Source organism: Hyalangium versicolor (assembly GCF_020103695.1).
Classification (GTDB): Bacteria; Myxococcota; Myxococcia; order Myxococcales; family Myxococcaceae; genus Hyalangium; species Hyalangium versicolor.
Map to the genome: position 1 here is coordinate 624947 of NZ_JAHXBF010000002.1, position 26022 is coordinate 650968.

General features: G+C 68.0%; 22 protein-coding genes. 13 read left to right on the forward strand and 9 right to left on the reverse strand.

Annotated features, from left to right (window positions below):
* Nucleotides 1-32: 32 nt before the first annotated feature.
* Nucleotides 33-533 (reverse strand): hypothetical protein, encoded by a 501-nt coding sequence (locus tag KY501_RS06020; protein ID WP_224361559.1) that lies wholly within the window; start codon nucleotides 531-533, stop codon nucleotides 33-35.
* Nucleotides 534-585: 52 nt separating this feature from the next.
* Between KY501_RS06020 and KY501_RS06025 the strand changes: the two genes are divergently transcribed.
* From KY501_RS06025 to KY501_RS06040, 4 genes are all read left to right on the forward strand, one after another.
* On the forward strand, nucleotides 586-1227 hold the full coding sequence (locus KY501_RS06025) for a hypothetical protein (RefSeq protein ID WP_224361560.1): 642 nt from the start codon (nucleotides 586-588) through the stop codon (nucleotides 1225-1227).
* A 51-nt stretch (nucleotides 1228-1278) separates the two neighbouring features.
* Nucleotides 1279-1842 carry a hypothetical protein gene (locus KY501_RS06030; protein ID WP_224361561.1) on the forward strand — a complete coding sequence of 188 codons (564 nt, stop codon included), beginning with the start codon at nucleotides 1279-1281 and terminating at the stop codon, nucleotides 1840-1842.
* Between the two features lie 104 nt (nucleotides 1843-1946).
* Nucleotides 1947-2717, forward strand: coding sequence for a VOC family protein (locus KY501_RS06035; RefSeq protein WP_224361562.1), 771 nt, complete (start codon nucleotides 1947-1949; stop codon nucleotides 2715-2717).
* A gap of 99 nt (nucleotides 2718-2816) precedes the next feature.
* Nucleotides 2817-9203, forward strand: coding sequence for a phosphorylase family protein (locus tag KY501_RS06040; protein ID WP_224361563.1), 6387 nt, complete (start codon nucleotides 2817-2819; stop codon nucleotides 9201-9203).
* Nucleotides 9204-9224: 21 nt separating this feature from the next.
* Here KY501_RS06040 and KY501_RS06045 read toward each other — a convergent pair whose 3' ends face one another.
* Nucleotides 9225-10550 carry a response regulator gene (locus tag KY501_RS06045; protein WP_224361564.1) on the reverse strand — a complete coding sequence of 442 codons (1326 nt, stop codon included), beginning with the start codon at nucleotides 10548-10550 and terminating at the stop codon, nucleotides 9225-9227.
* 96 nt (nucleotides 10551-10646) lie between these two features.
* Here KY501_RS06045 and KY501_RS06050 point away from each other — a divergent pair, with 96 nt between their 5' ends.
* The 6 genes from KY501_RS06050 to KY501_RS06075 all read left to right on the forward strand — a co-directional run bounded on the left by KY501_RS06050 (nucleotide 10647) and on the right by KY501_RS06075 (nucleotide 16520).
* A complete protein-coding gene (locus KY501_RS06050) occupies nucleotides 10647-11018 on the forward strand; it encodes an MXAN_6627.5 family MYXO-CTERM protein (RefSeq protein WP_224361565.1) in 372 nt (123 codons plus the stop codon).
* A complete protein-coding gene (locus KY501_RS06055; protein WP_224361566.1) occupies nucleotides 11018-12058 on the forward strand; it encodes a class I SAM-dependent methyltransferase in 1041 nt (346 codons plus the stop codon). The genes KY501_RS06050 and KY501_RS06055 overlap by 1 nt, the downstream gene beginning before the upstream one ends.
* 88 nt (nucleotides 12059-12146) lie before the next feature.
* Entirely contained in the window at nucleotides 12147-13598 is a 1452-nt protein-coding gene (locus KY501_RS06060) for a UbiA family prenyltransferase (RefSeq protein ID WP_224361716.1), read from the forward strand.
* Between the two features lie 10 nt (nucleotides 13599-13608).
* Nucleotides 13609-15009 (forward strand): FAD-binding oxidoreductase, encoded by a 1401-nt coding sequence (locus tag KY501_RS06065; RefSeq protein ID WP_224361567.1) that lies wholly within the window; start codon nucleotides 13609-13611, stop codon nucleotides 15007-15009.
* Nucleotides 15010-15031: 22 nt separating this feature from the next.
* Nucleotides 15032-15769 carry an SDR family oxidoreductase gene (locus KY501_RS06070; RefSeq protein WP_224361568.1) on the forward strand — a complete coding sequence of 246 codons (738 nt, stop codon included), beginning with the start codon at nucleotides 15032-15034 and terminating at the stop codon, nucleotides 15767-15769.
* A gap of 169 nt (nucleotides 15770-15938) precedes the next feature.
* On the forward strand, nucleotides 15939-16520 hold the full coding sequence (locus tag KY501_RS06075) for a Uma2 family endonuclease (RefSeq protein ID WP_224361569.1): 582 nt from the start codon (nucleotides 15939-15941) through the stop codon (nucleotides 16518-16520).
* A 10-nt stretch (nucleotides 16521-16530) separates the two neighbouring features.
* Here the strand turns inward: KY501_RS06075 and KY501_RS06080 are convergent, their stop codons facing one another.
* The 3 genes from KY501_RS06080 to KY501_RS06090 are packed head-to-tail and all read right to left on the reverse strand — an operon-like array spanning nucleotide 16531 to nucleotide 19656.
* Nucleotides 16531-18288 (reverse strand): fatty acyl-AMP ligase, encoded by a 1758-nt coding sequence (locus KY501_RS06080; protein WP_224361570.1) that lies wholly within the window; start codon nucleotides 18286-18288, stop codon nucleotides 16531-16533.
* Nucleotides 18288-18551, reverse strand: a complete 264-nt coding sequence (locus KY501_RS06085; protein WP_224361571.1) for an acyl carrier protein — start codon at nucleotides 18549-18551, stop codon at nucleotides 18288-18290. The genes KY501_RS06080 and KY501_RS06085 overlap by 1 nt, the downstream gene beginning before the upstream one ends.
* A 25-nt stretch (nucleotides 18552-18576) precedes the next feature.
* On the reverse strand, nucleotides 18577-19656 hold the full coding sequence (locus KY501_RS06090; RefSeq protein WP_224361572.1) for a type III polyketide synthase: 1080 nt from the start codon (nucleotides 19654-19656) through the stop codon (nucleotides 18577-18579).
* 157 nt (nucleotides 19657-19813) lie between these two features.
* Here KY501_RS06090 and KY501_RS06095 point away from each other — a divergent pair, with 157 nt between their 5' ends.
* Nucleotides 19814-20596, forward strand: a complete 783-nt coding sequence (locus KY501_RS06095; RefSeq protein ID WP_224361573.1) for a leucine-rich repeat domain-containing protein — start codon at nucleotides 19814-19816, stop codon at nucleotides 20594-20596.
* Between the two features lie 3 nt (nucleotides 20597-20599).
* Here the strand turns inward: KY501_RS06095 and modC are convergent, their stop codons facing one another.
* The 3 genes from modC to modA are packed head-to-tail and all read right to left on the reverse strand — an operon-like array spanning nucleotide 20600 to nucleotide 23087.
* Entirely contained in the window at nucleotides 20600-21661 is a 1062-nt protein-coding gene (gene modC, locus KY501_RS06100) for a molybdenum ABC transporter ATP-binding protein (protein ID WP_224361574.1), read from the reverse strand.
* Entirely contained in the window at nucleotides 21658-22335 is a 678-nt protein-coding gene (gene modB / locus KY501_RS06105; RefSeq protein ID WP_224361575.1) for a molybdate ABC transporter permease subunit, read from the reverse strand. The genes modC and modB overlap by 4 nt, the downstream gene beginning before the upstream one ends.
* Nucleotides 22332-23087 carry a molybdate ABC transporter substrate-binding protein gene (gene modA / locus KY501_RS06110; protein ID WP_224361576.1) on the reverse strand — a complete coding sequence of 252 codons (756 nt, stop codon included), beginning with the start codon at nucleotides 23085-23087 and terminating at the stop codon, nucleotides 22332-22334. The genes modB and modA overlap by 4 nt, the downstream gene beginning before the upstream one ends.
* Before the next feature lie 101 nt (nucleotides 23088-23188).
* Here modA and KY501_RS06115 point away from each other — a divergent pair, with 101 nt between their 5' ends.
* The gene (locus tag KY501_RS06115) at nucleotides 23189-23692 is read left to right on the forward strand and encodes a MarR family winged helix-turn-helix transcriptional regulator (protein ID WP_224361577.1); all 504 of its coding nucleotides are present in this window, start codon (nucleotides 23189-23191) and stop codon (nucleotides 23690-23692) included.
* A gap of 111 nt (nucleotides 23693-23803) precedes the next feature.
* Nucleotides 23804-25300, forward strand: coding sequence for a trypsin-like peptidase domain-containing protein (locus KY501_RS06120; protein ID WP_224361578.1), 1497 nt, complete (start codon nucleotides 23804-23806; stop codon nucleotides 25298-25300).
* Here KY501_RS06120 and KY501_RS06125 read toward each other — a convergent pair.
* Nucleotides 25284-25964 (reverse strand): YdcF family protein, encoded by a 681-nt coding sequence (locus KY501_RS06125; RefSeq protein WP_224361579.1) that lies wholly within the window; start codon nucleotides 25962-25964, stop codon nucleotides 25284-25286. The genes KY501_RS06120 and KY501_RS06125 overlap by 17 nt on opposite strands.
* Nucleotides 25965-26022: the final 58 nt, after the last annotated feature.

Genomic DNA, 26022 nt, shown 5'->3' on the forward strand with positions numbered 1-26022 from the left:
GCCTCCGCCACTGCCTCCCCAAGCTGCGCCCCTCAGGGCCCCGCGTCGCCCGGGCCGTGCTCATCGCCCCCCTCACCGGCGGGGTGCGACGTCGCCTCCAGACGGACCAGCTTCTCCCGGCAGGCATCGAGCGATTTCCGCACCTGCTCGCGCCGCGCCTCCGTCGCCCGCCCCAGCTCTCTCGCGAGCTTCTCGCACTCGGCGCGCTGAGTCACCACCTCCTCCCGGCCCTCCCCTATCTCCCCCGGGGTCGCCAGCGGCCGGGGCGGCAGAGGGCTGCGCAGTCCCCGGACAGCGGCCAGCCGCCGGTCCGCCTCGGCCCAAGCCTTCGAGTCCCTCGGAATGGCCTCGAAGGCGGCAATCACCTCATCCCAGGCCGGGTCCGTGGGCGGAACCCCCCGCTGGATGAGGTCCGAGTACCGGGCCTCGGCCTTGGCAAGCTGCTCCGGCCCCTTGTCACAGCCCGGAAACACCAGCAACCCCAGCAGGCACCCCAGGGCGGCCCACCGTCGCTGCCAAGAATTGGAAACCATGGTCTCTCCCATGCTGGCCACGCGCACTCCATGCGGCTAGGGTGCATGACCCGTGTCTCCCGTCTTCTTCGCACTCCTCGTCGGTCTCGGCCAGGGCCTGCTCCATGCGGTGGGCCCCGACCACTGTGCCGCCATGGCCACGCTCAACACCCTGGGCGAGGGCCGGCGCCGAGCCGCGTTGCTGACGGCGCTGCGCTTCGCCTGTGGGCATGCCGCCGTGCTGGGAGCGTTTGCCGCGGTCTGCCTGCTGCTCGGCGTGGGCCTGTCCGAGGCCTTCGAGCGCTGGGCTGAAGTCTTTGGTGGAGGCGTGCTCGTGGCGTTGGCCATCACCGCGCTGCTCTTCCCCAACAGCCTGCGCCACGGCCACCCGCACCTGCCGGGCCACACCGAGGATCCCCACTCGCACGCCCACGCCTCGGTGAGCACCGCCGCCGGAGCCCTCATGGCCGTCAGCGGCGTGCGCTCGCTGCTGCTGGCGCTGCCCCCGCTGCTCATGGGCGGCAGCATGAGCCTGGCCGCCTGGAGCTACCTGCCTGGCTTCGCGCTGGGCATCCTCCTGGGCATGGGCGCCGTCGGCCTGCTCTTCGCCGAGGGCATGTCCCGCCTGGGCTCCAGGCTGGCCACGTGGGTGCACCGCGCCGTGGCGCTGTCCTCCGGAGCCCTCGGCGTCTTCTGGATCGGCTCGCGGCTGTAGGGCCAGGCCAGCTTCCCTGGAACGGGGGCAATGCCTACCCTTGAGCGCGGTATGAGTGACACGAATCGAGCCATCATCGAGAGGCTGGAGACGCGTTTCCGGCGAGTGACCGAGCTGCTCTACGACACTCGCGTCCCGGCCCACGTCCTGGATGAGGAGGTGCTCCCCTTCATCGCCGAGGACATCGTCTTCACCGATCCCTGGCAACGAGGCGGGAGCCGCAAGGACTACCGGCTGGGGGTGTTCGGCTTCCACGCCATGTTCGCGTTCGACTTCGACATCACCCAGCTCAACGTCCAGTTGGAGCCGGGCCTGCAGAAGAGCCGCGCCATCGTCGATGGGGTGATGAACCTCAAGCAACTGCGCTGGCTGTACACCTATCCGCTCCGGACGATCCTCGTCTACGACTTCACCCTGGAGAGCCCACCCACTCCGGGCCAGGACATCCGGCCGCTCATCCATGCCCACGAGGAGATGTGGAGCTTCGGAGACATGATCGCGGCCGTGCCGGGCGTGAGCTGGCTCTACAAGCACTTCCGCAAGGGCTTCAGCCAAGGCTTCCTCGCGGCCTCGTCGCTGGCCTGCCGGGTCCGAGGTGTCCCGCTCGGTTCCTGACAGTTCATTGCCCTGGGGGACTACCTGGAAGGTCATCCAGAACGTTCCCAACGTTGTGGGCGATCTGCTAGGGTCCCGCGCCTCTCGAAGGACGGGGGTGCACCATGCCGCTCAAGAAGGGCCGCTTCGTTTGGTACGACCTGATGACGACCGACGCCGCCGCAGCCAAGGCGTTCTACACGGAGATCATCGGGTGGAAGACGCAGAGATGGGAGCAGGCCGGCTATGAGATGTGGGCCGTCGGCGAGCAGACCGTGGGCGGCATGATGGCGCTGCCCGACGAGGCGAAAAAAATGGGCGCTCGCCCGCACTGGCTGGCGTACATCGAGACCGACGACGTCGACGCCACGGTGAAGAAGGCCGAGCAGCTCGGGGGCAAGGTCCACCACCCTCCCACGGACATTCCGACCGTGGGCCGCTTCGCGACCCTCGCGGATCCGCAGGGCGCCTCCTTCGCCGTGTTCAAGCCCACGGAATCGGGACCCGACGCGCCGCAAAAAGCGGGCTTCTTCAGTTGGCACGAGCTCTACACCACCGACTACAAGGCCGCGTGGAAGTTCTACTCGGAGCTCTTTGGCTGGAAGAACACCCGCTCCATGGACATGGGCGAGGACATGGGCGAGTACTGGATGTACGGGCTCGACTCCCAGAACTCGATGGGCGGCATGTCGAACGTCGCCAAGCAGCAGAACACGCCGCCGTACTGGCTGTACTACGTGACCGTCGATGACATCGACGCCACCGTGGCGCGCATCCAGAAGCGCGGCGGGAAGTTGCTGAACGGGCCCATGGAGGTGCCGGGCGGCGACAGGATCGCCCAGTGCATGGATCCGCAGGGCGCCATGTTCGCAGTCCACATGCCGGCCCGGAAGTAGCCACACCGGAGTTGATGCGCCGGTCTCGAGCCCTCATGAGAGCCCAGACCGGCGCCATCCTGTGGAGGCGACAAGTGCTCTGCTACACTGGTCCGCGTCATGCCTCAGGAGACCAGGGATTCGCACCGGCATGACGGCACCGAGGTGCCCCCGCGCGTCGACGTCCTCATCATCACCGCTCTCAAGGTCGAGTACGACGCCGTCCTCGATGTCCACACGGGAGCGTGTTCAGGGGCGTCCTGGAAGCGGGAAACGGGGCCGACCCAATTGGAGGTCGCCTTCTGCGATTTCCAGACAGCCCAGGGTGGGCGTCTGCGCATCGCAGTGACCCAGGCGGCGAATAAGGGCCCTCAAGCAACGGCCATCGCGGCCGGTTCGCTCGTGAGTGCTTATTCTCCCCGGTGCTTGGCCATGTGTGGCGTGTGCGCCGGGTACAAGGGCAAGGTCCAGCTGGGCGATGTGATCGTCGCCGACGTGGTTTGGGACTACGAGTCCGGCAAGCTCGAACAAAAGCGCGCCCCTTCGAAGCGAACGGTCACCCACTTCCGGGGCAGAGGGCTCTCCTACCCCATCCGCCCTCAGTGGAAGCTGCTCGCCGAGCGCTTCAAGCACCCCACGTACAACGTGCACGTGGGGTCTATCGCCACCGGCAACAAGGTGATCCGAGTCCCAAAGGTCTTCGAGCTGCTCTCCGAGAGGCACGATCAACTGCTCGGCCTGGATATGGAAGCCGCTACCATTGGCGAGCTCGTGCACTTCCACCGCATCGAGCACATGCTCGTCATGAAGGGGGTTTCGGACTTCGGCGACCCCGCGAAGAGCAAAGCCTTCCAGCCTGCCGCCGCGCGGGCCGCTGCGGAGTGTCTCCTGGCCTTCTTGCGCGAGCACCTGCCGTCGCGCTCCGAGGTTCCGTCCCAGGAAGCTCCCGATCCCCGTGCACGGGAGGAGGCACTGGCGCAGTACAAGCGGGCTCGCGAAGAGGACCCGAGCATCCGCTGCCTCAACCTGAGAGGCCTGGTGGGCATCGCTCCGGGAGAGCATCAAACGGAGCTCGACCTGCTCGACTTCGCGGTAGCCCCCTCGCTGCACGACGCGAGCGAAGCAGAGGGCAGCCGGGAGGCCCTTCTCCGCCACCAGTTGAGTTCACAGGAGCTCGAACCCGACAGGCGCCGCAAGCTCGAGCGGGAGCTCGACTGGCTCGAGCGTCAGCGGTGGGATCACCACGGAGGACGCAACAACAGACCGATCTCCTTCGCCCGATCGCTCCACGGTTCCCGGCGGTTCGTCATCATCGGGGACCCAGGAGCTGGCAAGAGCGTGCTCACACGCCTGGCGCTGCTGGCGTGTGCCGAGGGGGACGCAGGACATCGGGCCCGTGTGCTGCTGGTGGATGACCGCTATGACCCAAACGAGGGCCAGGCGATCATGTCCCTGCGCGGACTGCTGCCGGTGCGTCTCACGCTCGGCACGATGGGCAGCTCTCTCGCGCAGAAGGAGCGGGCCCTCGAGGAGTGCATCCGACAGGAACTCCTCAAGCAGCATGCTTCCCCGGCGCTCGTCGCCGGTCTCGGCGCGCTGCTCATGAAAGGGCGGATCTTCCTCATCCTGGATGGGCTCGACGAGGTGCCCGACAGACAGCGCGGACGCGTCGTCGACGCGGTGACGGAGCTGGCCAGGGAATACCCGGAGGTGCGCATCCTGGCGACCTCACGCCCCACTGGCTACGCCCCTCGCATTCCAGGCTTGGGCTACACGCGGCTCGCGCCACTGCACGAGCGGCAGCAGCACACCCTCGTGTCGCGCCTGCACCACCTCGTCGAGACGCGCCGCCGAGGGGATGAGCAGGATGTGGAGCGCGCGCGGCGACGTACCTCGGCCTTGCTGCGCGCCATCCAGGAACGAGACGAGTGGCAGGAGGTGACCAGCAATCCGCTCATGCTCACGCTGTGCACACTCACGAGCGCCTATCCAGAGGGGCTCCCGAAACACCGGGTCTTCTTGTACGAGAACTTCATGCGGACGCTCCTCGTGGAGTGGCGCCCAGGTGAGGCCCAGGAGGCGGATGAGCAGCTCCTGAAAGTCTGGACCTCCGTCTCGTCCACGCTCATTCAGCAGGAGCAGCGCGGTGGCGTCATGGAGGGGTATCTGCTGGGCCTGCTCGGGGACGCGCTCGCGGAGGGGAAGCCCGCGACCTCCGTGGAGCCAGAGACCGCGCTCCGCTTCGCGATCGAGAGAGGCCTCGTCACCCGGCAGGAAGAGACGATCTCGTTCTGGCACTCGACCTTCGGCGAGTACCTCGCCGCACGCGCTCTCACGCTCCACTGGCATGGAGCGGCGGAGCGGCTCCTGAGCGCCGAGAAACTGACGACGAAGGTGCTGCAGTTTGCCGCCGCGCGACTCAAATACGTGCTCACCGCTCCCAAGAAGGAGATGGATGCACTCGCTGAGGGATTGCTCGCCCGCGACACGGTAGGAGCAGGCAGGCTGCGCCACCCGGGACTGCGCGCCGTCTCCTCCTGCCTGGCGGATGGTGTCCGCTTCAGCCCCGAGATCGTCCACCGCGTGTGGAACACCTGGGCCGAGCTACTCGAGAGCACCCCGCCCTCTCCGCTCTGGGAGGAGTTCGGCCAGCTGACCCGGCACACCCCGCGGCCGCAGCTCCCGGCATCGCTCGTGGAGCGCCTGGCGCGCGTCGAAGATCAAGGGCTGGAGGTTGTACAGCTCGGGCTGGCCCGCCTCGTGGCTCCGGAAGCCGAGAACGTTCCCCCTGCGGGCAATGCATGTGAGCGTTGGCTGGAGCAATCCCGAAACGAGGAGCTGAAGCTCCATGCCGCCTACGGCCTCGCCGCCGCGGGCCACTGGAACCGGGAGGGCGTCATCGAGACGCTGGGCCGGTTTGCCGCTTCGAAGAAGTTTCCTCACGCCGAGGTGGGCCATCTGGTGCAGCAGGCCCCCGCGCCGGTCCTCGAACAGCTGAGAGAATGCGTGCGCCTGCCGCCTCCCTCGGAGGAAGACTCTCGGGAGCAGGCCCACGTGTGGCACCGGATCGATGAGCAACTGTCCGCAGCCTGTCTGCTCGCGGTGGGAGGCCAGTGGGACGAGGATGTGGCCCGCGTCCTCAAGCGGACGCTGGAAGGCAAGCCGAGCCTACGCCGCGAGGACGAGGCCAAGGCCGTGGTGCGCTCCTGCGCCGACGAGGTTGCTGTCCAGACAGCGCTCCTCGACTGGATCAGCGAGGACTCGACCCTGGGGCGCTTTGCTCGCGAGATCGTCGGTGACGTGGCGGCCCTCTTCAAGGACATGCCCAGGGGCATCCTGGAACGGACCCTTGCCGCCCGGGACAGGCCCCGCGAGGAGTTGGAGTCCCTGCTGGTCTCCATCGCTCAGGAGCGGCCCGCCTTCATCCAGACGCTCCAGCGATGCCTTGCGCCCGGCGAGGGACCGCACCTGGAGCGGGGAATCTGTGCCGGGAGCCTCATGCTCCGGATCGCGCCTCGTGACGCCAGGTTCCATGAGGCGCTTCAACGCGGCATGCGCTCCAAAGAGGAGCTGGCGCGGGCACACTGGGCGCACCTGGCTCTCTACTTCCGTGAGTTGTGCGATACCGCGCTCGCGACCCTCCAGTCCTGCGCGCGCTCTCCCGACCCGGTCGTGCGCATGCGCGTATATGAAGGCGTTGGAGGCTCGCGGGGGCTGCTGTCTCAGGAGCCACTCGACGGGTGGTACGCCTGTGCATCGGATCGCAGCGTGCCGGACGCGGCCCGGTTCGATGCGGTTGAGTTCTTGAGCCGCGCGACGCAAGGCCGGGCGAAGGTGGTGCCCATCCTCCGCGAGCTGCTCGATACAGCGGATCTGGAGGTCCGCCGGAAGACGCTGAGCCAATTGCATGGGCGGAACCAGCTCGATGCCCATGCCGCCGTACTGGCCGCGGAGGACGCGGCACGGTCCGGAGATGAACGGTCCGTGCGGGCACTCGCGACTGCACTCTCCTTCGCACCCGAGGTCATCCCAACATTCCTTCGGGCGCTTCCGCTGGAGCGGCCCTCCCCGCTCTCCAAGGAGGAAGAGCTCCACCTGAAGGTCCTGGAGCGCACCGTTACCAAGGTGGCGGAGAAGGATCCCGCCTGCATGGAGTTCATGCTCGACACCCTGCAACAACCCGGGATGGCCGCTGAGTTCGCCGAGGGCGTGCTGTACTCCATGATGTTCGACGAGAACGTCCCGCTGCAGAGGGCGCTCCAGAAGCGCTTCAAGCGCGCGGCGGAGTACTCCCAACATGGGTTGCGGCGCCTCGTCGCAATGGGACTGGCCCGCTCCCAGACGCGGCCCTTTGCCTTGAAGGCCAGCCGGTCCATCGCTCTCCACGAACTCGACCCGCACGAACTCAGCTGGTTCGCCCTGCGCATCGACTCAGATGTCCCAGAGGTTTCCATCTCCATGTGGCGGGAGACGCTCTCGGGAAAGAACCCCAAACTTCTGCTCCTGGCCGCCGCGAAACTCCTCCTCCTCTGTCCCGAGAAGGCCCACACGTGGATCCAGCCCGCGATCGAGCGGGTGCTCGCTTCTCCGGATCCTTCGGACCGGCTGGACGCGGCACGCCTCTCGCTGGCATGCGGATTTCTCGAGCAAGAGGCTCAGGCAACCCTGCTCGCTTGCCTCGACTCCACCGCTCAGGACTACCAGCGGGAGCACGACACCGCTGCCACCTTGAACGAAGTCTGCCGGTATCCCAGCCGCCACGCCTTCCATTTCCAGGAAGAGCCACCCCTCATGGTGAAGCTGCTCCTCGATTGGAATTGGCTGCGGATTGACTTCATCGCGATGTACGCCGTCTACAACCAGTGGCCGGACCTCGGGCTGGAGCGGTTGGGCGCATGGCTCGAGGGCGAGGATCTGGAGCGGTTCATCTGTGCCGTGAAGTTCCTCTCTACGAGGGACGACTCTCTCGAGGCGGTCCGTGTGGCGCTCGAGCGCCGCCTGGGATCAGCCCCCAGCGATCAGCTCGAGCGGCTCATCGCCCTCGTGGAAGAGCACGGCTTCTTCTCGACGAAGATGGCGGAACAGGTCCTCGCCCGCTACCACTCCGAACTCCCGCCATTCGATCGCATCGAACTGAGTCTCATGTCCTGGCTGAACAGGCGTCCTGAACTCTGGTCACTGATACGAAGACAGGAGCCGGAGCGACGCGCCGCCCTCATGCACCTGCTCGACAGGAATGTGCCCATCACCCGGGATGCCGTTTCGCTCCTGGTCGAGAGAGCTTTCGCTCACCCCGAGCAGTGGCTCTCTCCCGTGGAAGTCTTCAAAGACTGGTTCGATCAGCCTGAGATGGAACTCGGAGAGAAGCAGGAAGAGCCACACGCGGAACTGTCCGAAGAGTTCCGCGGCTGGCTCCGCGAGGCACTCGACGAGCTGCCCCTCCCCCATGGCTTCACGGCCCTCCTTGTCTTCGACAAGCTGGGTTCCGCGGGAGAAGTCTCTCTGGAGCGGCGCATCGAAGTCCTCCGTCACGCGCTGGACATCGACATCGCCTCGCTCGAGAGCGACGACGTGAGCCGCTCGTATCTCCTCCACGAGCGGGCGCGCGTGGGGCTCCGGCTAGTCGAACTGGGGTGCAGGGACGAGCGCATTGGCTCGGTCCTGGAGTCCGCCCTCCGTGAATGCACAGCGCTCTACACGTATCAACGCTACCGGCTCGCGCACGCACTCCTGAAGCTCCGGCAAGTGGACAAGGACCTCCGGGAACTCCTCATCCAAGAAGCGCTCAGCCCCTTCGGCTCGTTGTCCCTCTCCAAAGAGGTTGAGTTCCTCGAGAAACAAGTGGGGCTCTCCCACTCGGAGCTCATCGAGATCCTGATTGCGCGTCTCCAGTCCCACACGATTGGAGAGCCGACGCAAGCGCCATCCCTCTTCGGTGAGCTCGAGCGCCTCGGCTGCGAGCCAGAGCGTCGGGCGTCCCTGCTGCTCGACTTCGTGTCCCGATGTGGCTCGGAACTCCCCGACCACACGTCGCTGGCACTGGCCGACCGCCCCGAACTCTCCGCCTCGAGCGCTGCAAAGTTGATGCTGGGTGCCCTCGTCCCCCGTAGGTACGTCCGCGAGGTGACCCAGCAGTGGCTGAAGCGCTTTGCCCCCGAGAAGGCCAGGCTCAAGGACACGGAACTGTTCCTGCTCCGCGATGGGTCTCATGACCTGTCGCTCCGTCTGAAGCTGCTGGCGCACCTCTCCAAGGTCACCAAGGCCGAATGGCTGGAGCAGCTCCTCGCCGAGTTGGTGGCCACACCCTCGGACACGCTCCTCGCGCTGTATCGCCGAGCCCGAGGAAGCGGGAAGCCCCTCACCGACACGGACTGGGCCGAGCTCACGTCCTGGCTCACCGTCAGGCCCGACGATTCGCACACCACGCGGCTCGGGAAGGAATGGCTGAACCTGGCGCTCTGGCAGAAGGAGGAGCCGTCCACGGTCAGCGCCCTGCTGGAGGGCTGAACGCTCGCGAGCCCCGGCCCTCTACGCGCGCCGGTCCAGGATGCCCAGCGAGATCATCGCCACCAGGAAGCCGTACACCACCTGCTCGGGCCGGTTCGCGTACGCCAGCAGCTCCGCCACCGTCCGGTTGCCGTCGATGCGCGGCAGCAGCTCCGCCTCCCACCGCTCCAGCTCCACCTCGTTGAGGTTGTACGAGGGCGCCACCGCAGGAATCAGCCGATCCTCAGGCCGCAACAGCCGACGCAAACGCTCCGGCTTGTAGAGCTTCTTCACCCCGCGGACGATCAGGTTGGCCGGGTGCAAGTCCAGCTTGATGGACTCGGCCGTGGCCTTCTCCTTGAAGCTCATCACGTACGTGCCGTCTTCCCACGAGAAGAGCGAGTAGATGATGGCCTTCACCTGCTGGCCCACGTAGTACAGCCGCTCGGTGTCCTTGAGCAGCCCGCGCTCCACCAGCACGTCTCCCGTGCGCCGCTGCGTCTGCGTGGCCACCGTCGTCGCGTCCTGCAACTGCTCGGGCCGAATCTTGCCCACCCGCACCAGGAACTGCCCGAACCGGTCCGACAGCAGGTTGGACAGCGCGAACACCGGCGTGCCGTGCTCGAAGTAGACGACTTTCTTCACCTTGCCGCGCTGCACGCCCAGCTCGCCCGTCTCGCGCGAGAGGAAGAACGCCGTAATCAGCGACGGCAGGTTGTCCCGCAGCTCGCCGCGGCGCTGGCCCGGCCCTCCCGAGCCCGCCGGCACCGGATCCGGAGGCCGCCCCGGCTGCGGCGGCCGGACCACCGTCACCGGCCCCTTCTGCATCGGACTGGCCGTCAGGTTGGCGCCGCGGATCTCCGCCGACAGGTTCCCGCCTCCGGTCACCTTGATGCGGCCGGTGAGCTCCATGGCGTCCTGCGGCCCCTCCTCCTCCACATCGATGTCCAGCTCCACCTCGAAGGCGTCCTGGGACTTGGCGGCCGGGGGGGCCTTCTTCTCGGGCGGCACCAACTTGGCCACGGCCTCCAGCAGCTTCTGGGCCTCGAAGGGCTTCTCGAAGTAGCCCGCCGCCGCGTACTTCTGCCGCGCTTCAATGGCGTGCTTCCCACCCTTGAATACACCGGTGATGAAGATGAGCGGGAGCTGGGGCTGCTCCTTCCGGAGCGAGTCGGCCAGGTGGTAGCCCATCATGTCCGGCAGGAGGATGTCGATCACCGCCGCGGCCGGGGGCTGGTTCTTGGCCGTATCGACGGCCTGCCTGCCTCGGCTGGCAGCAGTTACCTCATAGCCGGCATCCTCGAAGAGCTGCGTGAGCAGGGACAGAAGCTCCTGGTTGTCGTCGACGACGAGGATTCGCGGGGCCATCAGGGGGCGTAACCTAGCAAAACCTGGGGTCAGGATCAGGAAACTGTGCTCCCGGAGGGTGCATCCCGAGCGCCGGGCGGATAGGTTCCACCCCCCATGTTGGCTCCGCCCCCCCTCCGTCGCTGCCTGGTCGCCGTGCTGCTCTGCCTGGGGCTGGGAGCACCCGCCCTGGCCTGGGCCCAGGACGGTGGGAGGATGGAGGATGGAGGGGTGTCCTCGGCGCCGGATGCCTCGGCGGGCGAGGGCGGCGCCGATCGCGACAACCCCGAGGGAGAGGATGGGGTGGGCCGGGTGCCCTTGAACTGCCGCAGCAGCAGCGACTGCGCGGCTCGCTTCTCCTGTGACCAGGGCAAGTGCAAGTACACCGGCATCCGCGAGGCGGAGCGGGTGGGCTGCCTGCTGGGCCCCGAGGCCGCGATGGTGCTCACGGGGCTGGGCCTGGTGGCGGTGTGGAGGAGGAGGAGTTAGTGCGACTTGGCTTCAAGGCGGACAACCTGCTGGAGCGCGTGGCGGGCTGGTTCAACCTCGCTCCCATGCCGGTGGTGGAAGTCTTCTTCGGGATGATGAGCTCCCGGACGATGATGGCCGGGGTGAGGTTGGGGGTGTATGCGGCGCTCGCGGAGGGGCCCTCCACGGCGGAGGCCCTGGCCGAGCGCTTGAAGCTCTCGCCCGAGGGCACGCGGGTGCTGCTGGAGGGCCTGGTGTCCTGCGAGGTGGTGAGGCGCAAGCGCGGGCGCTACTGGCTGGAGGAGCGGGCGCGGCGCTGGCTGGATCCGCGCTCGCCGCAGTACATCGGCGGCTTCATCGAGTTCAACTACGCCCAGTGGGAGTGGTGGAGTCAGCTCGAGGAGATGGTGCGCACCGGCAAGTCGGTGGACATCCACGAGTTCGCCGCGGGAGATCCACGCTGGAGGGACTACATCCACGCCATGCACCAGCTGGCGCGGCTGGCGGCGCCGGAGGTGGCCTCGGCCATTTCGCTGCCGCGCGGGGCGAAGCACCTGTTGGACCTGGGCGGGGCGCACGGGTGGTACGCGGCGGAGCTGTGCCAGCGCCACCGGGGGTTGAAGGCGACGGTGCTGGACCTGGAGGGCAGCGTGCGCGTGGGGCGGGAGATCATCGCCTCGGCGGGGCTGTCGCACCTGGTGACGCACCGAGAGGGCAACATCCTCACGGCGGAGCTGGGCGGGCCGTACGACGCGGTGCTGCTGTTCCAAGTGGTGCACCACCTGTCGCCCGCGCAGAACGTGGCGCTGCTGCGCCGGGTGCGCACCGCGCTGGCGCCCAAGGGGACGCTCGCTGTCCTGGAGTACCTGCGCGAGGAGGTGGAGACAGAGCCCAGCGCCTCGGCGCTCATCGGCCTCCATTATTACCTCACCTCGAAGGCGGCGGCGTACACCCCGGCCGAGGTGGAGGGCTTCCTGGACGACGCGGGCTATCGCATCGTCAGCACCCAGCCCATCCGGCGCCTGCCGCTGCAGACACTGATCCTCGCCCAGCCGGAGTGAGGATGTCTGCTCCCCTGGCGGCGGGCCTCGCGCCCCCGTCGAAGGAAAGGTGCGCACGGCCCTCGCTGCGCTAGCCTCTGGCTCCTTCATGGTGTCCTCCGCCTCACCCATTCCGGCCTCGGCCTCGGACGTGCCGCTCGTCGTCGACCTCGACGGGACGCTGGTGCGCACGGACACGCTGCACGAGAGCCTGCTGGTGCTGCTCAAGCGCAACCCGCTGCTGCTGGTGCTGGCGGCGCTGTGGATGCTCAAGGGCAAGGCGGCCTTCAAGGCCGAGGTGGGGCGCCGGGTGAAGCTGGATGCCTCGCGACTGCCGTACAGCGAGCCGCTGCTGACCTATCTCCGCGAGGAGAAGGCGCAAGGCCGGCGGCTGGTGCTGGCCACGGCAGCGGACCAGAGCATCGCCGAGACGGTGGCGGCCCACCTGGGCCTCTTCGATGAGGTGTACGCGAGTGATGGGGTGGTGAACCTCTCGGGCGCGCGCAAGCTGGCGCGGCTGAAGCAGGCGCACGCCGAGTTCGACTACGCGGGGGACGGAGAGGTGGACCTGGCGCTATGGCGCGAGGCCCGCCGCGCGCTGGTGGTGCACGGCTCGCCGGGCCTGGAGCGGAAGGTGCGTGCGCTGGGCCGGGGCGAGGTGCGCGTCTTCGAAGCGCCTCGCACGGGGGTGCGCAAGTGGGTGAAGGCGCTGCGCGTGCATCAGTGGGCCAAGAACATCCTCGTCTTCGTCCCGCCGTTGGCGGCGCATCGAGGGCTGGATTTCAAGTTGCTGGCGCAGGCCGGGCTGGGCTTCGTGGCCTTCAGCCTGTGCGCCTCCAGCGTGTACGTGCTCAACGACCTGTTGGACCTGGACTCGGACCGGCAGCACCCGACGAAGCGCAAGCGCCCGTTCGCCTCGGGAGACCTGCCGGTGAAGATGGGGGCAGTGCTGGCCCCGGTGCTGTTGGTGGCGGGATTCTCCGTGTCGCTGTTGTTGCTGCCGCTGCCCTTCTCCGCGCTGCTGGCCACCTACTACACGGTGACGCTCGCCTACTCGCTCCACCTCAAGCAGGTGATGGTGATGGACGTGCTGGTGCTGGCGGGCCTCTATACGGTGCGCATCTTCGGCGGCTCGCTGGCGACGGGGGTGCCGACCTCGAGCTGGCTGTTCACCTTCTCGATGTTCCTGTTCCTGTCGCTAGCGCTGGTGAAGCGGCTGTCCGAGGTGCGGCGGCTGCGGCTCTCCAGCGAGACCGCGACGCCGGGCCGGGGCTACCTGGCCAGCGACTACGAGCAGTTGGCGAGCCTGGGCGTGGCGGCGGGCTACATCTCCGTGCTGGTGCTGGCGTTCTACATCACCAGCAAGGAGGTGACGGTGCTCTACGGGCACCCCGAGCGGCTGTGGATGCTGTGTCCGGTGATGCTGTACTGGGTGAGCCGGGTGTGGCTGCTGGCCCACCGGGGGCTGGTGAACGAGGATCCGCTGGTCTTTGCGCTCCGGGACAAGGTGAGCTACGGGGTAGGCGTGGTGGCGGCCCTGGTGCTGCTGGCCGCCACATGAGCGGGTCCGTATGACGAGCGAGCATCAGTCCTGGGGACGATTCCCGCGAGCCTCTCGGCAGGCGGTGCACGCCGTCGTCTGGCAGACGGACGCCCTGCCCGCTTCGAGCGGCTCGCTGCTGCCCCATGGCCTGGGGCGGAGCTACGGGGATTCGTGCCTCAACGAGGGCGGCACGCTGCTGACGACGTCCACGCTGGATCGGCTGCTGGGCTTCGACGCGGCCACGGGGGTGGTGCGCTGCGAGGCGGGCGTGAGCCTGGAGACGCTTTTGCGGCTGGGCGTCCCGCGTGGGTGGTTCCTCCCCGTCACGCCGGGCACCAAGTTCGTCACGGTGGGTGGGGCCATCGCCAACGACGTGCATGGGAAGAACCACCACCGGGCCGGCACGTTCGGGCGATACGTGCGGAGGTTCGAGTTGCTGCGCTCGGATGGCAGCCGGCGGGTGTGCTCGCCGGAGGAGAACCGGGACTGGTACGAGGCCACCATTGGAGGGCTGGGGCTCACGGGGCTGATCCTCTGGGCGGAGGTGCAGCTGCGGCCCATCCACAACCCGTTCGTGCTCACGGAGACGGTGCCGCTAGAGAACCTGGACGCGTTCTTCGAGGTGTCTCGCGAGTCCGAGCCGGACTACGAGTTCACCGTGGCGTGGCTGGATGGGCTGGCGCGGGGACGGCGGCTGGGGCGCGGGCTGTACTACCGAGGCAATTTCGCTCCGCCGCAGCTCGAGGGACTGCCGCTGAAGAAGAGCCACCTGAACAGCGCCTCGGGGCTGGCGGTGCCGTTCGATCTGCCGGGCTTCACGCTCAACCGGCTGACGGTGGCGGCGTTCAACTGGCTCTACTACCGGGTGAACCTGCTGAAGCAGGGAGCACGGCTGCAGCACTACGATCCGTTCTTCTACCCGCTGGATGCGGTGCACCAGTGGAACCGCATCTATGGACGGCGTGGGTTCTTCCAGTTCCAGTGCGTGGTGCCGCAGAGCACCGCGCGCGACGCGCTGAGGGAGATCCTGGAGCGCAGCGCCCGCGAGGTGCCGAGCTTCCTGAACGTGCTGAAGACGTTCGGGAGCGTGCCCTCACCGGGGTGGATGTCGTTCCCTCGTCCGGGGGTGACGCTGGCGCTGGACTTCGCGAACCGGGGCGAGCGCACGCTGCGCCTGCTGGCCGAGTTGGACCGCATCACGCGCGAGGCGGGAGGAGCGGTGTACCCGGCGAAGGACGCGCGGATGAGCGCGGAGAGCTTCGCGGCGTACTTCCCGCGGTTGGAGCGCTTCAAGCCCTATGTGGATCCTGCCTTCTCGTCGTCGTTCTGGCGCCGGGTGACGGAGATACCCGCGGTGCGCACCTCGCCTCTTGCCCTGGGAGCGGGAACGGGTGAGGGTGTCGCCGTCCCCGCAGCCGTTCCCCTCTGAACCCGAGCTTCTCTCCTTATATATGAAGAAGGTCCTCGTCCTCGGCGCCACGAGCGCCATTGCCCAGGCCACAATCCGGCTGCTCGCCGCGCGTGGGGCAGCGCTGTACCTGGTAGGCCGCAACGCCGCGAACCTCGATGCGGTGGCGAAGGATGCAGCCACGCGTGGAGCCTCCAAGGTAGAGCAGCAAGCGCTGGATCTGGACGACTTCTCCGCGCACGAAGCGCTGGTGGAGCGCGCGACACAGACCCTCGGAGGGCTGGACGGAGCGTTGATTGCCCATGGCGTACTCGGCGACCAGAAGACGTGTGAGCGCTCCTGGGCGGAGACGGAGAAGGTGCTGCGCACCAACTTCCTGAGCGCGGCCTCGCTGCTGACAGCACTGGCCAACCGGTTCGAGGTGCAGAAGGCAGGCACGCTGGTGGTCATCTCATCGGTGGCGGGAGACCGGGGTCGGCAGAGCAACTACGTGTACGGAGCCTCGAAGGGTGCGCTGACCGTGTTCCTCCAGGGGCTGCGCAACCGGCTGGCTCACTCGGGGGTGGCGGTGGTGACGGTGAAGCCCGGGTTCGTGGACACGCCGATGACGGCCCACGTGCCAAAGAACAAGCTCTTCGCCTCACCCGAGCAAGTGGCCCGCGGCATCCTCCGCGCGGCGGACGGGCGCAAGAACGAGGTCTACGTTCCAGCCAAGTGGGCCCTCATCATGTTCATCATCCGCTCCATCCCCGAGGGCATCTTCAAGAGGCTGAAGCTGTAACGGCCGGAGCGAAGGATGCGAGCCCAGCCCGGTTCGGGCGGAGCCGGGACAAACCTGTCCAACAAGCATACAAGTTGGTCCCAAGCGGGCCGGGAGGGTCTGCTCAGGAAGCAGGTAGCGCCTCAGGGGCTCGCTTGCCAGCGGCCAGTATTGTCTCCAGACTCCTCCTATGGGTTACGGCGCGCGCAAGCTGCAGGGCCCCGCCACTCTGGCCGACCTGGAGGCTCTGCCCGAGACGGTCATGGGAGAGATCATCGAGGGCACGCTCTACACGCATGCCCGTCCGCGTCCTGATCACTCCGACCTGGAAGGAGCGCTGATTGAAGAGCTGAGGGGCCCCTTTCAGCGAGGACGCGGAGGTCCCGGTGGCTGGTGGATCGTGGTGGAACCGGGCATCCAGGTCGCAGGCTCTCCCGAGTTCATTCCCGACCTCGCGGGCTGGCGCCGCGAGCGGGTGGCAGACCTTCCCCAGGACCGGTGGACTGTCGTGCCGGACTGGGCTTGCGAGATCCTGTCGCCCACGACGCGCGCCTACGATCAACGCATCAAGCGGCCCTTCTATGCTCGCATCGGCATCCGCTACCTCTGGTTCATTGATCTGGAGGCGCGGACACTCACCATCAGCGAGCTGAACGAAGGCCGCTGGGTGGAACTCGGAGTGTACGGCGAGGACGATGCCATCCGCGCCGCTCCCCTCGATGCCATCGAGCTGAAACTTGGCGAGCTCTGGCCTCCAACGCGGGCGCCCTGAGAAAACCGCGTCAGCCTTCCTGTTCCGATCGGACGAAGGCCAGGGCGCTGCGGGCCATCTCCACCGCGAGCCCCACCGCGCCCACCTTCTTCGGAGGCCTCAGCTCTCCCGCCAGATAGAGCCGCAGCGCCTCGCTGCGCCGCAGCTTGCCGCTCGAAGTTCGTGGCAGCGTCCCCGGATCCAGCATCCTCACCGTGTGAGGACGCACGCCCGTGTTCGCGACCACCGCCGCGCGCACCCGCTCCTCCACGGTTGCATCCTCCACCACCGGGCCTACTCGCTCCGCGAGGATGAGCAATGCCTCGTCCTCGGTCCCCTCCGGCGTGAAGCCCAGCGCCACTGCACAGCCCACGCGCACACCCTCCACCGCCTGCAGGCACTCTTCAAAGGCCTGCGGCGCATGGTTGGCGCCTCGGATGATGACCAAGTCCTTCGCACGTCCAGTGAGGTACAGCTCTCCTCCCGCGACAAAGCCCAGATCTCCCGTATCCAGCCAGCCCTCCGGGCTCAGTGCTCGGGAGGTGGCCTCGGCGTCGCCGTAGTACCCCACCATCACGGAAGGGCCGCGAGCGAACACGCGTCCCACCCTCCTCTCGGGCAATTCGAGTCCTTGCTCGTCCCGCACCTGCACTTCGACTCCCGCCACCGGCGCCCCCACGGACACCAAGGCCCGTGAGCCCTCCTCTACCCGTCCCTCCTGCGCCAGTACTCCCGCGTCCACCGCCAGCGGGCGCGGCCCCCTTCCCGCCGGAGGGAACGTCACCGCCAGCGATGCCTCGGACAGCCCGTACACTGGGCGCAATGCACTCGAAGAGAAGCCATATCGCTCGAAGCGGTCCACGAATCGGCGCAGCGTCTCCAGCGACACGGGCTCGGCACCGTTGAGCGCGTGCTTCCACCACGAGAGATCCACTCCCTCCAGCTCCGAGTCCTTCACCCGCTTGAGGCACAGGCCATAAGCGAAGTTCGGCGCGGGAGAGATGAAGCCCTTATGCCGGGAGAGCGCCCGCAGCCACAGCGCCGGCCGCGCGAGGAACACCTCCGGAGGAATCAGCACCAGATTGCCCGGGTAGTACAGCGCCGCGAGCAGGCATCCGATGAGCCCCATGTCATGGTACAGCGGCAGCCAGGACACCCCCACTGGCGGAGTCCCCGGAGGCAATGGACTCGCAGCCTCCAACGCGGCCACCTGTGCCATCAACGCCGCGTGGGTGAGCGCCACCGGCTTCGGATCCACCGTCGAGCCCGAGGAGAACTGGATGAGTCCCAGCGCCTCGGGCCGGACGCTCACAGTCAGCGCATCGTCTCCGCGAGACACCTCGTCCACCGTCCGGCAACCCAATCTCGGCCGAGCCGCCTCCACCGCGGCGCCCAGCAACAACTTCACCTTGAGATCCGTGAGCACCACCGCCGCGCCCGTCACCTCCAGCATCCTCGCCGTGGAGCGGTGGTACTCCTCCAGCCGGCCCAGCCGCACCGGCGGATAGAGCGGTACCGGCACCGCGCCTGCCAGCAGCGTCCCGAAGAACGCATCCATGAATCCAAGAGACGTGGGAAGGAGGATGGCCACGCGATCCCCCTCCGCCACACCCAGGCGCTGCAGCCCCGCGGCCGTCTGCCGGGCGCGACGATGGACCTCCGCCCAGCTCACCACCGTCTCGCGCTCGGACGCATCCACGAAGGTGAGCCCCATCTCCGAGCGAGCCGTGGCCGTGAGCATCTCCGTCACGGTGGCGTACCTCACCGGTGGTAGTGCAGGCCCTCGCATCACCGCACCTCCGGAGAAGCCACCACGCGGGTGGAGACCAGCCTCGCCAGATCCGCCACCGTGGCAATGCCCACCGAGTCTTCCTCGGACAGCTTCACCCGGAAGCGGTTCTCCAGCCCCACGGCCAGCACCGTCAGCCCCAGGCTGTCGAGCTGCAGATCCTTCAGCAGATCATGCGTGGGCTCCACGGAGCCCTTCCACTCCAGCTCTTCACCGAGGATGCGGCGGATCTCCGCAACCACCTCGTGTTCCAGCTCAGCCACGGCGCACCCCCAGAAACAATCCTGCTCACCAACGCAGCAATACCAACTCCGCGCAGAAGCCCGGCCCCATCGCCATCATCACGCCCCAATCTCCCGGCCGAGGCTCCTGGGACTCCAGCGTCTCGCCCAGCACGAAGAGCACCGAGGCCGAGGAGAGGTTGCCCACCTCCTTCAGCGACGCCCACGAGCGAGCCAGCGCCTGGCCCGGCAGCTCCAGGCTCTCCTCGAAGGCCTGCAACACCTTGGGGCCGCCGGTATGCGCCACCCAGTGCCGGATGTCCGCGCGCTTCAGCCCATGCTCCCCGAGGAACCCATCCACGTTGGCGCGGACATTGTCGCGCACCAACTGAGGCACCTTGGCGGACAGCACCACCTTGAAGCCCGTGTCCACGACGTCCCAGCCCATGATGCGCTCGGTGTCCGGGTAGAACACGGCCTTCGAGCCCATCAACCGAGGCCCCGGCCCGCTCGCCTCCGCGCCCTGCAGCACCGCGCACGCGGCGCCATCGCCGAACAGGCCCGAGGCGATGATGTTCGGAATGGACAGGTCCTCGCGCTGCAGCGTCAGCGAGCACAGCTCCACGGAGAGCACGAGCGCCGTGTGACGCGGGTACGCCCGCAGATAGTCCACCGCCCGAGCCACACCCGCCGCGCCCGCCACGCACCCCAGACCGAACAGGGGCGTGCGCTTGATGTCCTCGCGGAAACCCAGCCGATTGGCCAGCCGCGCGTCGATGCTCGGCACCGCCAGCCCCGTCACCGTCACGAAGAAGATGTGGTCCACATCCCGCGGGGTGAGCCCTGCCTTCTCGAGCGCTTGACGCACCACCTGCTCGCCAATGTCCACCGCGGAGCGGATCCACGCGTCATTGCGCTGCTGAAAGGAGACGAGCGGGTGGTACGCATCGATGGGCAGCGCCAGGAAGCGGCCCGAGACGTTCACCGCGCGGTGCAGATCCTCCAGCCGCTCCAGGTTGAAGTGCTTCCGGGCCCACAGCTCGCGGAAGGCGCTGATGAGCTGCTCCTGTGTCGCGTAGTGCGGAGGCAGCGCGCGACCCACGGCGCGAAGAAGAGGAGAGGGACCCGAAGTGGATGCGCTGTGCATGAGTCTCCTACGGAAGAGTGCCCCTTAACCAAGGACGGCAATGGAATCGACTGGCGCGACGGGCTTTGGGGTCCCCTGGACGCATGCCGCCACCCTCTGTCCTGAGAATGACATACGAACCTCCGACACCGGACAGCGATCACACGTAGAGTGCCACGTGGACTCGCTCCTCGCTCGTGGGATCGACATGCCTCAGCGCTCCTCACGGCGGATGCTCACCGCGCTGCTGCTGACAGCGTGCGCTTCCGCTCCACTTCAAAACCCGTTGCCGCCGCCGCCACCCCTGCCCGGACCGGTGCTTCCGCACGTCGAGGTCCGCGTGTTCCGCGAGCTTCCCGGCGGCGCAACCGAGCCATGGGGCACTTTGCCCCTCCCGCCTGGCACGGTCTCGTTACCCGAGGGCGCCTGGTTCGTGGAACCCTCCGCGCCCGTCCGGACGGACGAGGAAGCACGAGCCCTCGCGGATCTTCTGCGCACCCAGGGCGTCCACCGGCTCTCGCTTCGCGGCGTGGAACTCCCGGCTCCGAGGCACCTGACCCTCATGGTGGAGAAGACGGGGCTCACCGCGCTGTACCTGTCGGGCACTCCGACGACTGATGCCCACCTGGAGGCACTCTCCTTCCTCCCCGCGCTCGAGATACTGCTCCTCGATGGGACACGCGTGACGGATGCGGGGATGGAGGATGTCGCCCGACTGCTCAGTCTGTCCGTCCTCAACCTGGCAAACACTTCCATCGGCGACGCCGGACTCACGTTGCTCCCAGAATCCGTGACGGTGCTCGTGCTGGCCCGGACGCACGTCACGGAGGCCGGGCTGCCCGTGCTCGAGCGCATGAGCCACCTGCGACAGGTGAACCTGCGTGACACGGCCATCTCCGTCGAGGCTCTGCAGCGCGTGTCACGGCAGAGCCACATCCATTGGCTCTGGGGCGCGCAGTAAGGCTCACTGGAGCCGGCGGCACGCGGAGGTTTTCACCGCGAGGAACACACGAGCACCGCTCGTCACTCCTAGCTCGCGCACTGCTGCATCCGTCACCCTCACCGCGATGGAAGCCCCAGCCACCTCCACGGTGAGGACCCGATCTCCCACGCCAGCCTCCTCCATCCGCCGCACCGCTCCTTCCCACACGTTGCGCGCGGAGATGCCCGTGAGCGGGCCCGTGGACAGAAGGATGTCCTCGGCGAGCACCGCATAGGCGGCACGCGCTCCAGCGGTCAGCTCTGGCCCATCCGGCACCCAAAGCCCGAGCCCATCCGTCACACGCAACCTCAGCCCTCCCTCCGCTGGCCGCTCCAGGGTGCCCTCCAGGATGTTCTCCTCCGCCTCCATCCCCAGCACCCCACGAGTGGCTCCCGCCAGCACCGAGTCCGCGGGCCCGACGGCGCGCACGTGTCCGTGCTCCAGCAACAGGGCCTCCTGCGCCAGCACCCGCGCCTCGCCCAGTTGGTGCGTCACGTAGAGCATCGGCACGCGGGCCTCGTCCCGAATGCGGAGCAGATAGGGCAACACACGCTCCTTGAGCGCCACATCCAGCGCGGCCAGCGGCTCGTCCAACAGCAGCAGCGCCGGATCCGTGGCCACAGCCCTCGCAAGCGCGACGCGCTGCCGCTCACCACCGGAGAGCGTGGCCGGGTAGCGGTGCAGCAACGGCTCCAGCTCGAGCAGGGCCACGGCCTCGTCCACGCGCGAGGGCTGGCCCTTGCGAACACCGAAACGAACGTTCTCCCTCGCCGTGAGGTGCGGGAAGAGCAACGAGTCCTGGGGCACATAGCCCATGCGCCGCGCCTCGGGAGGCACGTCCACCCCCGAGGATGAGTCCAGCAGCACGCGCTCCCTCACCGCCACCCGTCCCCGCGCCCCACGGCGCAGCCCCGCGAGCGACTCCAGCAGGGACGTCTTCCCCGAACCCGAACGGCCCATCACCGCCACCGAGGCCGAGCTGAAGCGCGCCTCCACCTCCAGCGGGAAGCGCGCCAGCGGCAATCTCAAGGAGACTTCGATCATGCGCGCGCTCGAGCCTCGCGGCGTCGGGCCAGCAGCTCCGTGGTGTAGATGCCGGCGAAGGCGATCAACGTGGCGATGCCCGCCAGCCGGAGCGCCTCGGAATCCTGCCCGAGCTGCGTGCGGTGGAAGATGGCCAGCGCCAGGGTCTGGGTCCTTCCGGGGATGTTGCCCGCGATCATCACCGTGGCGCCGAACTCGCCCAGGGCCCGCGAGAAGGCGAGCACGGTCCCCGTGAGCACCCCGCGCCAGGCCAACGGCAGCGTCACCCGGAAGAAGGCCCGGGCGCGAGAATCCCCCAGCGTCCGCGCCACCGCCACCAGCCGCGGATCCACCTCTTCGAAGCCCGAGCGTGCCGAGCGCACCAGCAGCGGGAAGGCCATGACGGCGCTCGCCAGCACCACGGCCTTGGGGGTGAACACCACCTCCACACCGAGCGAATCCAGCGCCTGGCCCACCGGGCTGCCGCGCGCGAGCAACTCCAGCAGCACCAACCCCACCGCCGTGGGCGGCAACACGAGGGGCAGCGAGAGCAGCGTCTCGATCAGGCCCTTGCCCGCTCCCTCCCAACGGGCCAGCCCGTACGCCACGGCCACGCCGAAGGGAAGGATGATGGCCGTGGCCAGCGCGGCCACTCCAAGCGAGAAGGCGACGAGCGGCAACTCGCCCTCGCTCACGGCGTCGGCTTCTGGGGAAGGACGATGAAGCCGTACTTCTCGAAGACGCGCCGAGCCGCCTCACCCTGCAGATACTTCACGAAGGCGAGCCCCGCGGCGGAGGCCTTGCCCTGCGTCAGGGCCGCCGCCGGGTACACGATGCGAGGTCCGTCCGCCTCTGGAATGGTGAGCGCCACACGCACGCGCTTCGACTGTGCCGCATCTGTGGCGTACACCACCCCCGCGTCCACCCGGCCCGTCTCCACCGCGGCGAGCGCCGCGCGCACATCCAGCGCGGGCACCACCCGAGGCTCCACGTCCTTCCAGACGCCCGCCTTCTCCATCCAGGCCTTCGCGTAGAGGCCCGCGGGCACCGCCGCCGGATCCGCGAGCGCCAGCTGCTTCACCTCACGCAGATCCGCCGCGGAACCCACCTTCCGCTTCGAGTCCGTCGGCACCACCACCACCAGCCGGTTGGAGAGCAGATCCACCCGGCTGCCCTCCTGGACGAGCTTCGCCTTCTCCACCTGCTCCAGCTTCGCCGTGTCGGCTGAGAGGAATACGTCCGCGGGAGCACCCGCGATGACCTGCCGCGCCAGATCGCTCGAGGCGCCGAAGGAGAACTCCACTGTCACACCTTTCTCCTTCATGTAGGTACGACCTATCTCCTGAAGCGCATCGGTGGTGCTCGCCGCGGCGAACACCAGGACCTTCTCGGCGGCGAGGGCGGGCAGTGAGACGGTGAGCAGCAGGGCAAGCAGGATGGTTCGCATGGGGAGGTTCCTCTTCTGGAGTAAGGCGCTTCGTCAAGCACTCTGGGGCGACAGGGGAGATTCCATTGACCCGCCTCGGGTCGCTCGGTAAAGAAAATTCCGTGTCGCGGAATATCCCCAAAGAGGAAGATCTCACCAACGATGCGACGCGGCTCCAGCAACTCCTGTATTCGGTAGGGAGGCGCCGCTCGCTCCGTGACCCCATTGCCAGCACCTGTGAGGAGATGCAGTTCACCCCGCCCCAGGTCCACGCGCTGCTGTGGCTGGGGCAGGACGGCATGCTCACCATGGGAGAGTTGGCGCGAAGGCTCGGGGTAACGGAGAAGACGGTGACTGGCGTCGTGGACCGGCTCGAGCGCGAGGACCAGGTCCAGCGCGAGCGCATCACCCTGGACCGCCGCGTCGTGCGCTGTCGCCTGACGGAACAGGGGCAGAAGACCTACCAGAAGCTCGAGCGGTTGATGTTCCAGGCGGTGGTCCACATGCTGGGCATGCTGGACACCACCGACCGCAAGGCGCTCTTCCGCATCCTCGAGAAGCTCATCCGTCGGCTGGAGTCTCCCCCGGGAGAGGCCCTATCGGGCCCACAAGAGAAGTCGGCCTGAGCCCGGACTGGCGCCTGCTCTCACCCCCGCCCTCCTACCGCCGGCCACCTTGCAGCGGGTGGCTCCTGCTTTATCGAAAGGAGGACTGCATCTGTCCGTTGGGGAAGAGACATGAAGGCGCATACGTCCGCAGTGTTAGGAGTCGTACTGGCAGCGGTGCTGGCGCTCGCAGGCTGTGACAGGCCGCCATCCGGCTCGAATCCGGCTGAAGAGCCAGCGGCCCCGGCAACCTCATCTCAGCAGGGAAACCAGACACCCTCGCAGGCCCTGCCTCCCTCTCAGGCCCAGGCACTCGCCTCGCTGGCGCCCTTGGCGGACTCGGTCCGGTCCGCGGTCGTCAACGTGGAGGTCCGCTCCCGAGGTCCCGAGCCTCGGGGAGGCATTCCGGCCCAGGAGGATCCCTTCGGAGGCCTCCTGCCGTTTCCCTTCGGCCCGCCGACTCCGCGAGGCCAGGAGCCACTGCGCCAGGGGCTCGGCTCCGGCTTCATCATCGATTCCTCGGGGGTGGTGCTCACCAACAACCACGTGGTGGAAGGTGCCGTCGGCATCGACGTGAAGCTCCAGGATGGGCGCCAGTTCGAAGCGGAGGTGCTGGGCACGGATCCGCTCACGGACGTGGCCGTGATCAAGCTGCGCGGCAAGGATGTGAAGGACCTGCCGGTGGTGCGGCTGGGAGACTCGGACGCGATGCGCGTGGGGAACTGGGTGCTGGCCATCGGCAACCCGTTCGGGCTGTCCTCCAGCGTCAGCCTGGGCATCCTCTCGGCCAAGGCGCGCGACATCCAGGCCGGCCCGTATGACGACTTCCTGCAGACGGACGCGGCCATCAACCCCGGCAACTCCGGCGGGCCGCTCTTCAACATGCAGGGAGAGGTGATCGGCATCAACACGGCCATCGTGGGAGGAGGCAGCGGCATCGGGTTCGCGGTGCCCAGCAACCTGGTGAAGGCGCTGGTGCCACAGTTGGAGAAGGAGGGCTCCGTCACTCGCGGCTGGCTGGGGTTGGGCGTTCAGGACCTGACGGCCGATCTCGGCGAGGCGCTGAGGCTGCCCATGCACCAAGGAGCCCTTGTGGTGAGCGTCCAGGAGGGCACTCCCTCCGCGGAGGCGGGACTGAAGCCGGATGACGCCATCGTGGCCCTGGATGGGAAGCCCATCACTTCGGGAGGCGCGCTCACACGGACGGTGGCGCTGCTGCCTCCCGGCACGCAGGTGACCCTCACCCTCTACCGCGATGGCCAGCGGCTGGAGAGCAAGGTGAAGCTCGGGACGAGGCCCGACCTGGAGGGGCTCTCCGAGAGGACGAACCGCCACTCCCAGATCGAACCCCACCAGCGGCTGGGGCTGGCCCTCAACGACGTCCCGCCCCAGCTCGAGGCGCGCGGCGCGCCGCAGGGAGCGCTCATCACCCGCGTGGTTCCGGGCTCCGTCGCCGAGCGCGCCGGGCTCGCGGCGGGAATGGTGGTGGTGGAGGCCGGAGGCAAGCCCGTACGGGGGGCTTCGGACCTGGTGCAACTCCTCCGGGATGCTCGCCCTGGGAGCGTGGTGCTCCTGCGCGTTCAGTTCCAGGACATCCGGGCCCTGCGCACGCTCAGGATCCCCGAGTAGTCGGATCCAGCGCCTCGCCCGCTGCGCTCGCCAGGGTTGCGGGCGAACGGGCGAGCAGCACCCGGGGGTGGAGCAGCAGCGCCAGGGATTCGCGCACGGTCCAATAGAAGCGCTCCCAGGCATCGAGGTTGCGGTCGGTGAGGAGCGCGGGACTGGTGGCCACCTCGAAGCCCTGGAGCCGGAAGTACTGTCGCGCGCGCAACAGGTGGTAGGGATCGGACACCACCACCACGCGCCGGGCACCCAGGGAGCGCAGCAGCTCGGCGCTATAGCGGGAGTTCTGTTCGGTGGAGTGGCTCTGCTCCTCCAGGAGGCAGGCCTCGGCCGGCACACCAAGCTGCACCGCCACCGAGCGCATCACCTGGGCTTCGGAGGGAGGGTTGTCGCCGACGCCCCCCGAGAAGACGAGTCGGGGCGCAATGCCACGGCGGTAGAGCTCCGCCGCCTTCTCCACCCGGGCATACAGCGCTCCCGAGGGCACCCCTCCCTTGAGGACACGGGCTCCGAGCACCACCACGGCATCGGCCGGCATGGCCCGCTCGTTCTGCCCGAATCGGTCCACGCGCCACGCCAGCCCGAACACACCGCACGTCAAGACGCCCACCACGGCGACGAAGAGCCGCCGGAGCGTGACGGACCGGATCTTGAGCGCGGAGAGCCCCATTCCCCTCAGGGTAGGTCAACGGCTCGTCAACGGCGAGCCTCCACGCTCGGGCCCGGGA